The sequence below is a fragment of the Allobosea sp. OK403 genome (assembly GCF_900113835.1).
In the GTDB taxonomy this organism is placed as follows: Bacteria; Pseudomonadota; Alphaproteobacteria; order Rhizobiales; family Beijerinckiaceae; genus Allobosea.
In genome coordinates this window covers 129776-141378 of sequence record NZ_FOQV01000004.1, presented here as the reverse complement: position 1 = coordinate 141378, position 11603 = coordinate 129776, and the positions used below count along the sequence as shown (strand labels likewise).

Annotated in this window: 14 protein-coding genes and 1 tRNA gene; 4 read left to right on the top strand and 11 right to left on the bottom strand. The window is 65.5% G+C overall.

Annotated features, from left to right (window positions below):
* Nucleotides 1-311 precede the first annotated feature (311 nt).
* On the top strand, nt 312-518 hold the full coding sequence (locus BMZ97_RS16765; RefSeq protein ID WP_139221241.1) for a hypothetical protein: 207 nt from the start codon (nt 312-314) through the stop codon (nt 516-518).
* A 159-nt stretch (nt 519-677) separates the two neighbouring features.
* Here the strand turns inward: BMZ97_RS16765 and BMZ97_RS16760 are convergent.
* Nucleotides 678-767 (bottom strand) — tRNA-Ser (locus BMZ97_RS16760).
* 304 nt (nt 768-1071) lie between these two features.
* On the opposite strand from BMZ97_RS16760, the gene BMZ97_RS16755 reads away from it, so the two are divergent.
* The 3 genes from BMZ97_RS16755 (at nt 1072) to BMZ97_RS16745 (ending at nt 2932) form a co-directional block, all read left to right on the top strand.
* A complete protein-coding gene (locus BMZ97_RS16755; RefSeq protein WP_092171827.1) occupies nt 1072-1761 on the top strand; it encodes a 50S ribosomal protein L21 in 690 nt (229 codons plus the stop codon).
* A 100-nt stretch (nt 1762-1861) separates the two neighbouring features.
* A complete protein-coding gene (gene rpmA, locus BMZ97_RS16750) occupies nt 1862-2128 on the top strand; it encodes a 50S ribosomal protein L27 (RefSeq protein ID WP_092171825.1) in 267 nt (88 codons plus the stop codon).
* A gap of 153 nt (nt 2129-2281) precedes the next feature.
* Nucleotides 2282-2932: a GNAT family N-acetyltransferase gene (locus BMZ97_RS16745; RefSeq protein WP_092171822.1), complete on the top strand. Its 651-nt coding sequence runs from the start codon at nt 2282-2284 to the stop codon at nt 2930-2932.
* Nucleotides 2933-3074: 142 nt separating this feature from the next.
* Here BMZ97_RS16745 and BMZ97_RS16740 read toward each other — a convergent pair whose 3' ends face one another.
* The 10 genes from BMZ97_RS16740 to BMZ97_RS16695 form a co-directional block, all read right to left on the bottom strand.
* Nucleotides 3075-3362: a GIY-YIG nuclease family protein gene (locus BMZ97_RS16740; protein ID WP_092171820.1), complete on the bottom strand. Its 288-nt coding sequence runs from the start codon at nt 3360-3362 to the stop codon at nt 3075-3077.
* A 140-nt stretch (nt 3363-3502) separates the two neighbouring features.
* A complete protein-coding gene (gene denD / locus BMZ97_RS16735) occupies nt 3503-4486 on the bottom strand; it encodes a D-erythronate dehydrogenase (protein ID WP_092171817.1) in 984 nt (327 codons plus the stop codon).
* Nucleotides 4487-4512: 26 nt separating this feature from the next.
* A complete protein-coding gene (gene denD / locus BMZ97_RS16730; protein ID WP_092171814.1) occupies nt 4513-5511 on the bottom strand; it encodes a D-erythronate dehydrogenase in 999 nt (332 codons plus the stop codon).
* Between the two features lie 99 nt (nt 5512-5610).
* Nucleotides 5611-6357, bottom strand: a complete 747-nt coding sequence (locus tag BMZ97_RS16725; RefSeq protein ID WP_092171812.1) for an SDR family oxidoreductase — start codon at nt 6355-6357, stop codon at nt 5611-5613.
* 16 nt (nt 6358-6373) lie between these two features.
* Nucleotides 6374-7510 (bottom strand): GNAT family N-acetyltransferase, encoded by a 1137-nt coding sequence (locus tag BMZ97_RS31285; protein ID WP_175525600.1) that lies wholly within the window; start codon nt 7508-7510, stop codon nt 6374-6376.
* On the bottom strand, nt 7507-7833 hold the full coding sequence (locus tag BMZ97_RS16715) for a hypothetical protein (protein ID WP_092171809.1): 327 nt from the start codon (nt 7831-7833) through the stop codon (nt 7507-7509). The genes BMZ97_RS31285 and BMZ97_RS16715 overlap by 4 nt, the downstream gene beginning before the upstream one ends.
* The gene (locus BMZ97_RS16710) at nt 7830-8684 is read right to left on the bottom strand and encodes an isocitrate lyase/PEP mutase family protein (RefSeq protein ID WP_092171807.1); all 855 of its coding nucleotides are present in this window, start codon (nt 8682-8684) and stop codon (nt 7830-7832) included. Before BMZ97_RS16710 ends, BMZ97_RS16715 begins: the two co-directional genes overlap by 4 nt.
* Before the next feature lie 119 nt (nt 8685-8803).
* Nucleotides 8804-9454 (bottom strand): hypothetical protein, encoded by a 651-nt coding sequence (locus BMZ97_RS16705; protein ID WP_139221240.1) that lies wholly within the window; start codon nt 9452-9454, stop codon nt 8804-8806.
* Nucleotides 9451-10485 (bottom strand): zinc-dependent alcohol dehydrogenase, encoded by a 1035-nt coding sequence (locus BMZ97_RS16700; protein WP_092171802.1) that lies wholly within the window; start codon nt 10483-10485, stop codon nt 9451-9453. Before BMZ97_RS16700 ends, BMZ97_RS16705 begins: the two co-directional genes overlap by 4 nt.
* Before the next feature lie 87 nt (nt 10486-10572).
* Entirely contained in the window at nt 10573-11580 is a 1008-nt protein-coding gene (locus tag BMZ97_RS16695) for a Bug family tripartite tricarboxylate transporter substrate binding protein (RefSeq protein ID WP_175525599.1), read from the bottom strand.
* Nucleotides 11581-11603 lie beyond the last annotated feature (23 nt).

The window sequence follows — 11603 nt, the reverse complement described above, 5'->3', positions numbered from 1 at the left end:
CGGCATTCCCGGTGCGGGGCCGCCGATCGATTACGGCCGCCGCGACATCGGCCCCTATGGGCGCCCGCAATCGCTGGGGTATTTCGGCGCCGAGACAAACCAAGCTCCGCGGCTCGGTCGTCGCTGCCAGAGCGAGCGAAGGGTTTGCGTTCTGGCGAGCCCAGCGCCTGTCGGAACCGGATGCTCATGTCGTATGCCGACTGGCGGGCGGGCGCGGGGCCAGGTTGTTCGATAAGACCGAGCGCGCCGCTTGCAGAAGCCGAGCAGCGGACTATCTCTCATCCAAAGGGGTCACTTGGCGGAGGGATATGATGCTCCACGAGAGACTGAGGGAGTTCCGGTGCAAATCGGTCGAGAAAGCGCGCGAAGCGGGCATTCCGGCCTATTTCCTCGATGAGTCCGACGGCGTTTTGCGTGTCCTGCCGGACGGCAGGAAAGAGCGCATTCTGGTCAGCGAAGGGCTGCCGGTCGTTCTACCGGTAGGCAAGATACAATTTCGGCAGGTCAACCCAAGCTGAGGGTCTTCTAAGCTGATGGTCTTGGGCCGATAGCAGCGTTCCGTGCACGATTGCATCAGGCGCCGTCGCGGGTCTCCCGCGGCGGTGCAGCTTCACTGACCGAGAGAGGCCGCCCCATCGGGGCCGTGAGCGAAGCGAACTGGTGTGAGATCAAATAAGTGGCGGACAGGGAGGGATTTGAACCCCCGATACCCTTGCGGGTATGCCGCATTTCGAGTGCGGTGCATTCGACCACTCTGCCACCTGTCCGCGGTCGCACTTCGTCGAAGCGGGCTGGTTACTACACGCCACATCGGGCGGAGACAAGCCTTGGCAACGTCATAAATCGGCAAGCTCGGCATGCTTTTGCTTGACCTCGCCTAGTCCAAGGACTATCGAGCCTCGTCCGGCGTGGGGAAACCCGCGCCCGATCTCTTTTGGCGTTCTGGTTTCGCGTTTCGCGTGCCGCACCCGACAGAGCAAACCAAACCACGCAACCGACTGCCAAAAAGCTGTCCCGCGTGCGCCTCCTCCGGGGGCCATGACAGGGCAGGGCTGAACATGGAGAACAATGATGTTCGCAGTCATCAAAACCGGCGGCAAGCAGTTCCGCGTCGCCGCGAACGATGAAATCACCATCGCCAAGCTCGTTGGAGAGCCTGGCGACACCGTCGCCTTCGGCGAGGTGTTGATGCTGACCGATGGCGAGAAGTCGACCGTCGGCGCGCCCTTCCTCGGCGACATCACCGTCGCCGGCGAGATCGTCAAGCAGGCGCGCGGCGAGAAGGTCATCGCCTTCAAGAAGCGCCGCCGCCAGAACTCGAAGCGCAAGCGCGGCTTCCGTGCCGAGCTGACGATCGTGCGCATCACCGACATTCTCACCGGCGGCAAGAAGCCGGAGATGAAGAAGGGCGATGCTTCCGCCGTGGCTTTGAAGGCTGCTTCGCCCGCGACCAAGGGCAAGGCCGAGCCGAAGGCCGCCAAGAGCGCTGCCAAGGCCGAGGGCCTCGACGCTTCGAACCTCTCGCTGATCTCGGGCGTCGGCCCGACCATCGAGAAGAAGCTGCGCGCTGCCGGCATCACCTCCTGGAACGACATCGCCGCCTGGAGCGAGGCCGATGTCGCCAAGTGGGACGAGGAGCTGAAGCTCCGCGGCCGCGCCACCCGCGAAGAATGGGTCGAGCAGGCCAAGGAACTCCTGGCCGGCAAGCCCCCGCGGGCCAAGGCGGATCAGGCCGAACTGGCGTCCGGCGAGGATTACTGACAGCTCCTGTCAGGCATCCCCGCAGTTTCATCTCCGAACCCGGTGGCTTTTGCCGCCGATTCGGGTTAAGCAGGCTACAGAGTTTTTGAGGTAGGGCGTTATGGCTCACAAAAAGGCAGGCGGTTCGTCCCGCAACGGTCGCGACTCCGAAAGCAAACGCCTCGGCGTGAAGCGCTTCGGCGACCAGGCGGTCGTTCCCGGCAACATCATCATCCGCCAGCGCGGAACCAAATGGCACGCGGGCGTGAATGTCGGCATGGGCAAGGATCATACCTTGTTCGCGCTCACGTCCGGCCGCGTCCGATTCATTACGAAGCTCGGCCGAGCTTTCGTGAACGTAGTCCCGGCCCAACAGGCCGCAGAATAAACGGCGGATAGGGAATTTCCTCGATCCGCCGGTTCCACCGAACCGGATCGGATCAAGGGTCTAAACCCTAAGCGGGTTTCCCGAAGGTCAAGGAAAAGGGGAGGTGGGACAAAATCCCAGCTCCTTTTTTCGTTTGCGCCGACGGAGAGACCGATGTTCCCCGAATTGACCCGCGACGATGTCTTCCGGCTCGAGACCCGCCGTCTCTGGCTGCGCTGGACCCGCATGGCCGATGCGTCCGCCATCCTGCGTCTCGCGGGGGAGAAAGCCGTGGCCGAGATGACGGCCGCGATTCCGCATCCCTACCCGGTCGATGCGGTCGAGCCTTTCATTTTCGCGATGCGCAAGGGCAATGCGCTGGGTGAGCATCTCGTGCTGGCGATCACACCGCGCGCCAAGCCCAACGAGCTGATCGGCATGATCGGCGCGCATAAGCAGGCGACGGGCATCCCCTTCATCGGCTACTGGCTCGGCACCCCGCATTGGGGCAAGGGCTTTGCGACGGAGGCTGTGCAGGCGCTGATCGACACGCTGTTCACGCTTGTCGACGTGCCGGCGATCGATGCCGACACGCGCGTCATCAACCCGGCGTCGCGCCGCGTGCTGGAGAAGTCTGGCTTCCGGCAGGAGGGCTCTTTCCTCAAGTCGCTGCCGGCGCGCGGCGGGCTCTTCCCCTGCGAGCAGTTCCGGCTCGACCGTTCGACCTGGTCGGCGCTGAAGAGCTGGGGTTCGAGCGGCTGGGCGCATGCGCCCGACCTCTTGCCCGAGGTCGAGGCGGCATCCGGCGAGCCCTGCCCGGCATGATCTGCCATTCTCGGGCAGGGCCTTGCGGCCCCGCGTCTATGGCGGGCTACCGTCATTGCGAGCGAAGCGAAGCAATCCAGTATCGTAGAGCGCTACCCCCTGGATTGCTTCGTCGCTATGCTCCTCGCAATGACGGGAAGGCTTAGGCAAGCTCGTCGTACAAATCTCGCCAAGTGGGATTTATTGCCTCTATCAAGGCCAGTTTCCTTGCACGGGAACCGGCCTTGATCTGCTTTTCCCGAGCGATTGCTTCATCCATCCGCTCGTAGCGTTCATACCAGACGAGCAATTTGCAGCCGTAGCGCCTGGTGAAGCCCGGCACGACTCCGGTCCGATGCTGCCAGGCGCGTTCGCCGAGCTGGCTCGTGACGCCGACATAGAGCGTGCCATTGCGCCGGCTCGCCATGATGTAGACGCTCGGCTCGCGCATTGCCTCCAAGCCTCAACGAAGGAAGACGCATGGCACCGCCACATCGTCATTGCGAGGAGCATAGCGACGAAGCAATCCAGGGAAATGCAGCGCTCTACGCCACTGGATTGCTTCGCTACGCTCGCAATGACGCAGAGGTGCTATCTCACGAAGTTTCCGCCCAGTTCGTCCTCGATATGGATGCGGATGATCTCCTCGAAGCTCGATTCGGCGGTGAAGCCGAGCGCGGTCGCACGCTGCGGATCGAAATTGCGCGGCCAGCCGGCGACGATGCCGTCGATCACCGGATCGGGCACGCGCCTGATGCGTGCCACGACATTGTCACCCGCGACCTTGCGCAGTGCCTCGATCTGTTCGGCGACGGTGCAGGAATAACCGGGCATGGTCAGGTTGCGGCGCGGGCCGATCGCGCTTGTATCCATCGTCGCGGCGTGAACCAGGAAGCCGACAGCCGAGCGCGGCGAGGCGTGCCAATGGCGCACCTGGTCGGAGACCGGCAGCACGGCGTCGATGCCGTTGAGCGGTTCGCGGAGGATGTTGGAGAAGAAGCCCGAAGCCGCCTTATTGGGCGAGCCCGGCCTGACGCAGATCGTCGGGAAGCGGATGCCGACACCGTCGAAGAAGCCGCGGCGGCTATAGTCGGAAAGCAGCAATTCGCAGATCGCCTTCTGCGTACCGTAGCTCGTCAGGGGCGTGGTGAAGAACTCGTCTTCGATCTTGTCGTGGAAGGGCGCGCCGAACACGGCGACCGAGGAGGTGAAGACCAGGCGCGGCTTGTAGCCGTCGCCGGCCTTGCGGATCGCCTCGAAGAGATGGCGCGTGCCGTCGAGATTGATGCGGTAACCCTTGTCGAAATCGGCCTCGGCCTCGCCGGAGACGACGGCGGCGAGATGCACGATCAGCTCCGGGCGCGAGGCGATCAACCCTTCGGCCTCGCCCTCATTGGCGAGGTCGGAGACCACAGCGTCGAAGATGAAGGGGCAGGCCGCAGGCGCAGTCGCGGCGACGACGTCCTGCGCCGTGACCTTGTCGATCGGCTTGCCGCCGAGCTCACCGCTATGGGCCAGGCGTTCGATGAATTTGCGGCCGACCATGCCGGCGCCGCCGAGAACGAGAATATGCATTGGGGTTCCTCTGGTGGTGAATGGATTCAGTTGGGCAGGCGGCCGCCGAGGTCATCCTCGATATGAACGCGGATGATCTCGTCAAAATCGCGTTCGGCCCGGAAACCTAGCGCCGTCGCACGGGCCGTATCGAAACGGGCCGGCCAGCCGGCGACGATATCGGTCACTGTCTTGTCGGGCGCGCGGCGGATCAGCTTTACCGCCTTGTCGCCCGCGACGCGGCGCAGTGCTTCGATCTGCTCTCCAACGGTGACGCAGACGCCGGGCATCGACAGGTTGATCCGCGGTCCCAGTGCCTCGCGTGTGAGCCCGGCTGCATGGATGAGGAAGCCGACCGCCGAGCGCGGGCTGGCATGGGTGAAGAGGGTGTCGTCGGCGACCGGAAGCAGGGCCTCCACGCCCTGCAATGGCTCGCGAATGATGCCGGAGAAGAAGCCGCCCGCCGAAGCATTGGGCTTGCCTGGTCGCACGACGATGGAGGGGAAGCGGATACCGACGCCGTCGAGGAAGCCTCGACGCGCGTAATCGGCCAGCAGCAATTCGCCGATCGCCTTCTGCGTACCGTAGCTCGTCAGCGGCGTGACGTGGAATTCGTCAGGAATCGCAGTTGGATAGGGCGCGCCGAAGACGCCGCTCGACGTGGTGAAGACGAGTTTCGGCACATAGGCCCTGCCGCCTTCATGGCGAATGGCTTCGAGGAGTGCGCGGGTGCCGTCGAGATTGACGCGGTAGCCCTTGTCGAAATCGCGCTCCGCTTCGCCCGAGATGATCGCCGCGAGATGGAAGATCAGATCCGGTCGCGGCGCGATCAATGCCGCGGCGGTGGCGGGATCGGCGAAATCTTCAGTGCGCGCCTCGACGCGGCCAGCGAGTTCGGGAGGCAGGGCGGGAGACAGAGAAGGCGGGACGACATCGGTCAGCGTCAGCCGACTGATGCTGCGCCCGGCGACCTGCCCCTCGCGCGCGAGGCGTTCGGTGAGCTTGCGGCCGACCATGCCGGCCGCACCGGTAACGAGGACATGCATGGCTTCCCCTCGAGACTTCCTCTGCGGATGGCCTGCGTTGATCGCAGTTGCCCGATTTTGGGGGCGCAGGCCTGACAGCCTGCGCCCGCATTCTGTGCCTCAGAGCGCGAAGCCGCCATCGGCGAGATGGATCTGACCCGTGGTGTAGCTCGCCTCGTCGGAAGCGAGATAGACCGCAAGCCAGGCGATCTCCTCGGCCGTGCCGAGCCGGCCCATAGGCTGGCGATCGATGAAGGCCTGGCGGGCTGCGGCCTCGCTGGTCTTGGTCAGCGCAGCCAGATCCTTGATGCGGTGATCGAGCGAGGGCGACTGGATGGTGCCCGGGCAGATCGCGTTCGAGCGAATGCCCTTCTTGATATAGTCGGCCGCCACCGCCTTGGTCAGGCCGATCACGGCTGCCTTGGTCGCACCATAGACATAGCGGTTCGGGATGCCGCGCACTGAGCCGGCGCCCGAGGCGATGTTGACGATCGAGCCCTTGCCGGCGGCGAGCATGCCGGGAACGAAGGCCTTGATCGTGCGGTGCATCGACTTGACGTTGAGGTCGAAGGAGAACTCCCAGGCCTTGTCGTCGCATTCCAGGATCGTGCCGTGATGCACGAAGCCGGCCGCGTTGACGAGGATGTCGATGGTGCCGATCTTCTCGGCGAAGGCCTCGACCGCCTTGGTCGAGAGCACGTCGAGCTTGCGCTTCTTCGCCTTCGGAATGCCCTCCAGCAAGGCGACATCCTTGTCGGTCGCATAAACCGTAGCGCCCTCGGCGACGAAGGCTTCGGCGATCGCGCGGCCGATGCCCTGTCCCGCCGCGGTGACGACCGCGACCTTGCCCTTCAAACGTCCTGCCATGGTATTTCGTCCCTGTTCAGCCGGCTTTTTGCAGTTGCTTGCGCATGTGAGTGAGCCGCCGGTCGGCCAACTCCTGATGATGGGTGATCACGTAGCCGAGCCGCTCATACCAGCTGATGCGCTGGATCAGCTTGGCGTGGGTGTAGAGATGGACCGCGTCGAATTGCAGCGCCCGGGCGCGTTCATCGGCAAAGTCCATCAAGGCGCGGCCAAGCTTGCGCCCGGCCGCTTCGGGCGCGACCGCGATGCTCCAGAGCGTGAACTTGCCGTCCTCGATCTCAAGCACGAGCGCAGCCTCGAGCCCGCTTGCGCCATCAGTCAGCCAGACTTCGTGTTCGGCGACGACCTGGGCGTAATCGGCGATGCGCGGCAGCGAAGGCACGCCGATAATGCTTTCATTGGGCGTGTAGGCTGCGTTCTTCAGCGCCAGGATTGCCGGAATATCGTTCGTGGTGGCTCGGCGCAGCGGGACTGTGCCGGCGAGCGCCATCGGCTGATTGAAGGCGGCAAGGGAGAGCTTCTGCGCGCCGTTCGCGTCGAAATTCTCCGGCGCGAGCCAGCGCCGGAAGCCTTGCGCGCGGGCCGGCCATTCGCTGTCGAGGATCGAGAACCAGGCGGTGTCACGATTCCTGCCCTTGACCACCATGTGCTGGCGGAACAGCCCCTCATAGTGGAAGCCGAAGCGCAAGGCGGCGCGCTTGGAGGGCTCGTTCAGATTGTTGCACTTCCATTCGAAGCGGCGATAGCCGAGCGAGAAGCCGTATTCGCCGCAGAGATAAATCGCCTCGGTGGCGACGCGCGTCTTCTGCAAGACCGGCGAATAGGTGATGTAGCCGACTTCGAAGACGCCGTGCTCGGGACGAATCTCCATCAACCAGAGATGGCCCTTGGCCTTGCCGTCCGCCTTGTCGATGACCGCGAAGGGCACGATGCCGGCCTTGCTCGCCATCATCTCGAGCAATTCGCGATAGCTCTCGCGCGATTGCGGCGGATGGGCCGGCATCCAGTCCCAGATGTGGTCGTGGCCCTGGTTCACCGCCCAGATGTCGTCGAGATGGCGGGCGGAATCGATCGGCTCCAGTCGGCAATACTGGCCTTCGAGTACCTTGGCGGGCGGGAAGGGTGGGGCCTTCCAGTCGAGCGGCGTCGTCATGGTTGGGTCGTCTCCCGCCAGCCGTTCAAATCCGTCGTCACCGTCCAGCCCGCGCCGAGTTCCGCGCGGATCGCCTCGGCTAGGGCTATGCCCGCGGCCTCCCAGGCCAATTGTTCGACGGCGTCGGGAAAGCGCGAGCGGGCTTCGTTGTCCTCTTCGTAGATGGCATCGAAGGCATCCATCCAGGCCTCCAGCCTGTCCGCAAGGTCCTCGGACAGGCCGATATCCTCGGCATCGACCGGTTTGCGCTTGCCCTTGACGTCGAGCGTCCAAAGGCCGCTCAGGCCGAGCCAGGCCGGTGCGATCAACAGCGTGCCGCTCACGAATGCGCCTTCAGGTCGCGCGCCTTCAGATCGGCGGTGAAGAACGGGTTCAGCGGCGCGGAGGGGCCGTTGCCGGCAAATCCCTTGAAGCTGCCCTCGTCGCGGATCAGACGGGTCGCCTCGATAAAGGCGGCCCAGGCTGCGCGCGCCAGAGCTCCGCCGATCGAGATGCGGCGGATGCCGAGTGCGGCGATCTCCGGCACGGTGAGGCCGAAATCACCATAGATCAACTGGTTGACCGGCTTGCCACCGGCAGCCGCGACGATCGTCGCAATCTGTTCCTTCGTCTTCGGGCCGGGCGCATAGAGCACGTCGGCGCCGGCCTCGGCATAGGCTGCGATGCGCCGCGCCGCTTCGTTCAGCGCATCGGGGTGGCCGGTGAGGAAGCATTCGGCCCGCGCCGTCAGCACGACCCCGGAGCCGGTCTCGTCGACGGCGCGCCGCGCCGCCTTGATGCGCTCGACCGCCAGCTCGAACGGGTAGAGCGGTTCATCCGGCCGGCCGGTCGCATCCTCGATCGAGAGGCCGGCTACTCCGGTCGCGATGCAGAGCTTGGTGTTGGCCGCGACGCCGTCGGGCGTATCGGCATAGCCGTTCTCGAAATCGGCATTGACCGGCAAATCCGGCACCGCCTTCACCATCTCGCCGATATGGGCGAGCATCATGTCGCGCGGCACGTCCTGGTCGGCGCGGCCTTGCGTGAAGGCGAAGCCCGCGCTCGTCGTCGCCAGCGCCTTGAAGTCCTGGCCACGCAGCCAGCGTGCCGAGCCGAGATCCCATGGGTTGGGCATCACGAAGCAACCGGCCTCGTGCAGCTTGCGAAAGGCGTCGACCTGAGGGGAGTAGGCCATTTTAAATCGTTTCAAATCGGCTTGTTCTTCGGGGGGCCATACTGTCCGGCAAGAGCGCTCTTGTCAGCCCTTCCTTTCATGCGCAAGCGCTCGCCCCGAATGCGCCTCAGGCATGAGCTTCAATAGGCGAGGATCAGATTATAGACGCTGCGTTCGAGCACCGGTCCGCTCAGGCGGTTCGCGATCGATTTGAGAGCTGTCGTCAGCTTGGCGCCATCGGTTCCGCTCATTATCGCCGCGGCGTGCCTGACCGAGGCGGCCGGATCGGGTGCGAAGGCGGGGTGAGGCGCGGTCTCCTGCGAGCCTCCGATGCGCAGCGCGGCGATGCCACTTTGTCCGATCAGGGCGGACAGGGCCGCGATATCGTCCTGAATGCCGTCCTCCGGCGCGGCCCAGCGCAGAAAGCCGAGATGGCTGCCGCAGCCGGTGCCGAAGTGGGCGCGCTCGCGATAGACGAAGCGCCGGAAATCGCCCATCAGCGGGCGCATGAGGCGCGAGGCCGGCGTCGGGTTCGCCAGCAGATGGCGATATTCGGGGGTTTCCAGCGCGTCGGGACTGTCGAGATCGTAGAGCGTCAGGAAGCGGCGCTCCTGTCCGCGTCCGCGCACGAAGCGCCGGCCGCCAAGGAAGCCGGGCATGGTCAAGCGCTCCGGCACATGCTCGAAGCTGTGCCAGGCTTCGTACTCTGCGAGCGCCGCCGGCTCGACCGAGTTGGCGATGACGAGGAAGCCGGCTCCGCGCCAGCCCATGCCAGGCCCGTTCGTGGTCATGGCCGCAGCATGATCTTGGAGGCGGATCGGTTCTTGGCGCGCGCGAAGGCAGCCGGCGCCTCCGCCAGCGCGACCTCTTCCGTGATCATGTGGGAGATGCGCGCACTATGCGCGGCGAGGTACCCGAGCACGCGCGGCCATGTCGCCAGGGGCGCGCGATAGGAGCCGCGGATCTGCTGGTGGCGCCTGACCAGGGTCGTCAGATCCACAGTGGCCGGGTTGGCATGGATGCCGCAGATCGTCAGCACCCCGCGCAGAGCGAGCAGGTCGAGCGCCTCGCCGACAAGCGTCGGCACGCCGGCGGCCTCGATGATCCGGTCATAGGACAATGGCAAGCCGGCCCGTTCCAGGCCTTTGCGCAGCGAGGTGCCGACCGTGTCGAGCGTATCGCTAAAGCCCATTTCGCGCAGGGTCGCCAGGCGCGCGGCGTCGTCATGTCCGGCGATGACGATGCGGCTGGCGCCGGCCGCCTCGGCGAAGAGCGCGATGCCTTGGCCGATCGTGCCGGGGCCGATGATGAGCACGCTGTCGCCTGGCCTCACTCCGGCGGTATCGACAGCCTCGGCCGAGACGGTCATCGGCTCGGTCAAGGCGGCGAGCGCGTCGGAGAGTGTCTCGGGCACTGGCACGCAGTTCTCGGCAGGCACGCAGGCGAGAGCGGCGAAACCGCCGTCGCGCATGATGCCGATGCCGCGCCGCGTGACGCAATCCTCCGCCCGTCCGTTGCGGCAGCGCTCGCATTGGCCGCAGACGACGGAGGGCCGGATGACGACCCGATCGCCGAGGCGCAGATTCGAGACAGCCTCGCCCAGTCGGGCCACCTTGCCGGCGAATTCATGGCCCATCGTCACCGGCATCGCCTGCGCCATTGCGGCATAGCCGGCGGTCCAGTCGGCGATGTGAAGGTCGGTGCCGCAGATGCCTGCCGCCGCAACCGCGACGACGATTTCGTCAGGCCCAAGCGCGGCCGGTTCGGGAACATCGCACAGGGCAATCCCCGGTTCGGGCACGAGTTTTCGAAGCGCTAGCATGCCCCTATCCCTGTCGAAATCGCTCTAGGCCTTTGTTTTAACGCGTTTTCTTCGCGCGAACCGGTATCGACTTCGCTCAAAAACGCTCTACTCGCCCTTGATACCGGCCGCCTTGATCACGCCGGCCCAGGTCTGCGCATCCCTAGCCATGAAGCTTGCGAGCGCCTCGGTGGTGTCGGGCGCAGGTTCCGCGCCGATCTCGATCAGCCGGGCGGCGATCTCCGGCTTGGCAAGGGCGCCGTTCACCGCCGCGTTGAGGGTCGCGACCACGGCGGGCGGCGTGTTCTTCGGCGCGACCAGCGCGACCCAGGCGGAGAGGTCGTAACCGGCATAGCCCTGCTCGGCGACGGTCGGGACATCGGGCAGCAGGCTTGTCCGCTTGGCCGTGGTGACGCCGAGCGCCCGCAAGGTGCCGGCCTTCACATGAGCGGAGGCGCCAGCCAGCGTCGAGAACATCACGTCGATATTGCCGCTCATCGCATCGGTCAGGGCCGGGGCCTCGCCGCGATAGGCGACATGCAGGACCGGAGCACCGGAGACGAGTCCGAAGACCTCGCCGGCGAGATGCGCCACGGTGTTGGCGCCGCCCGAGCCGAAGGTGATCGGCGTGCCGCGCGTTTTGCCCAGCGCCTCGAGTTCCTTCATCGTCCTGGCCGGCAGTTTCAGGCCCGAGGTCACCACGAAGGGCAGCTTTGCGATCATCGCCACGGGGACGAGATCGGTCTTCCAGTCGAAGGGCAGGCTGGTGCGCAGCGCCGGGTTGATCACCATGGTGGTGGGCGCGGCGAGCAGCGTGTAGCCGTCGGGCTCGGCCTTGGCGACGGCCTGCGAGCCCAGCACCGTGCCGGCGCCGCCGCGATTCTCGATGAGGAGGCGCTGCTTGAGGATGTCGCCGGCGGCTTCCGCCACGACGCGCACCACGACATCGACACCACCGCCGGCTGCGAAGGGCACGATCAATTGCATCACGCGCGTGGGGTAGGCCTGCGCCAAAGCGGGCCGCGCGGTCGCGCTCGCCAGGATCGCCAGGGCGCCGGTCAGGGCCGCGCGGCGTGAGATCGTGTCGCCCCCATGAGCGCCGTCGCGTTCGGTCATGATCATCCTCCCCCGGATAGGTT

What these genes read in the sequence shown, in the direction of transcription:
- BMZ97_RS16765 (WP_139221241.1), top strand. Translation starts at nt 312, where the DNA reads ATGCTCCACGAGAGACTGAGGGAGTTCCGGTGCAAATCGGTCGAGAAA.
- BMZ97_RS16755 (WP_092171827.1), top strand. Translation starts at nt 1,072, where the DNA reads ATGTTCGCAGTCATCAAAACCGGCGGCAAGCAGTTCCGCGTCGCCGCG.
- rpmA (WP_092171825.1), top strand. Translation starts at nt 1,862, where the DNA reads ATGGCTCACAAAAAGGCAGGCGGTTCGTCCCGCAACGGTCGCGACTCC.
- BMZ97_RS16745 (WP_092171822.1), top strand. Translation starts at nt 2,282, where the DNA reads ATGTTCCCCGAATTGACCCGCGACGATGTCTTCCGGCTCGAGACCCGC.
- BMZ97_RS16740 (WP_092171820.1), bottom strand. Translation starts at nt 3,362, where the DNA reads ATGCGCGAGCCGAGCGTCTACATCATGGCGAGCCGGCGCAATGGCACG.
- denD (WP_092171817.1), bottom strand. Translation starts at nt 4,486, where the DNA reads ATGCATATTCTCGTTCTCGGCGGCGCCGGCATGGTCGGCCGCAAATTC.
- denD (WP_092171814.1), bottom strand. Translation starts at nt 5,511, where the DNA reads ATGCATGTCCTCGTTACCGGTGCGGCCGGCATGGTCGGCCGCAAGCTC.
- BMZ97_RS16725 (WP_092171812.1), bottom strand. Translation starts at nt 6,357, where the DNA reads ATGGCAGGACGTTTGAAGGGCAAGGTCGCGGTCGTCACCGCGGCGGGA.
- BMZ97_RS31285 (WP_175525600.1), bottom strand. Translation starts at nt 7,510, where the DNA reads ATGACGACGCCGCTCGACTGGAAGGCCCCACCCTTCCCGCCCGCCAAG.
- BMZ97_RS16710 (WP_092171807.1), bottom strand. Translation starts at nt 8,684, where the DNA reads ATGGCCTACTCCCCTCAGGTCGACGCCTTTCGCAAGCTGCACGAGGCC.
- BMZ97_RS16705 (WP_139221240.1), bottom strand. Translation starts at nt 9,454, where the DNA reads ATGACCACGAACGGGCCTGGCATGGGCTGGCGCGGAGCCGGCTTCCTC.
- BMZ97_RS16700 (WP_092171802.1), bottom strand. Translation starts at nt 10,485, where the DNA reads ATGCTAGCGCTTCGAAAACTCGTGCCCGAACCGGGGATTGCCCTGTGC.
- BMZ97_RS16695 (WP_175525599.1), bottom strand. Translation starts at nt 11,580, where the DNA reads ATGACCGAACGCGACGGCGCTCATGGGGGCGACACGATCTCACGCCGC.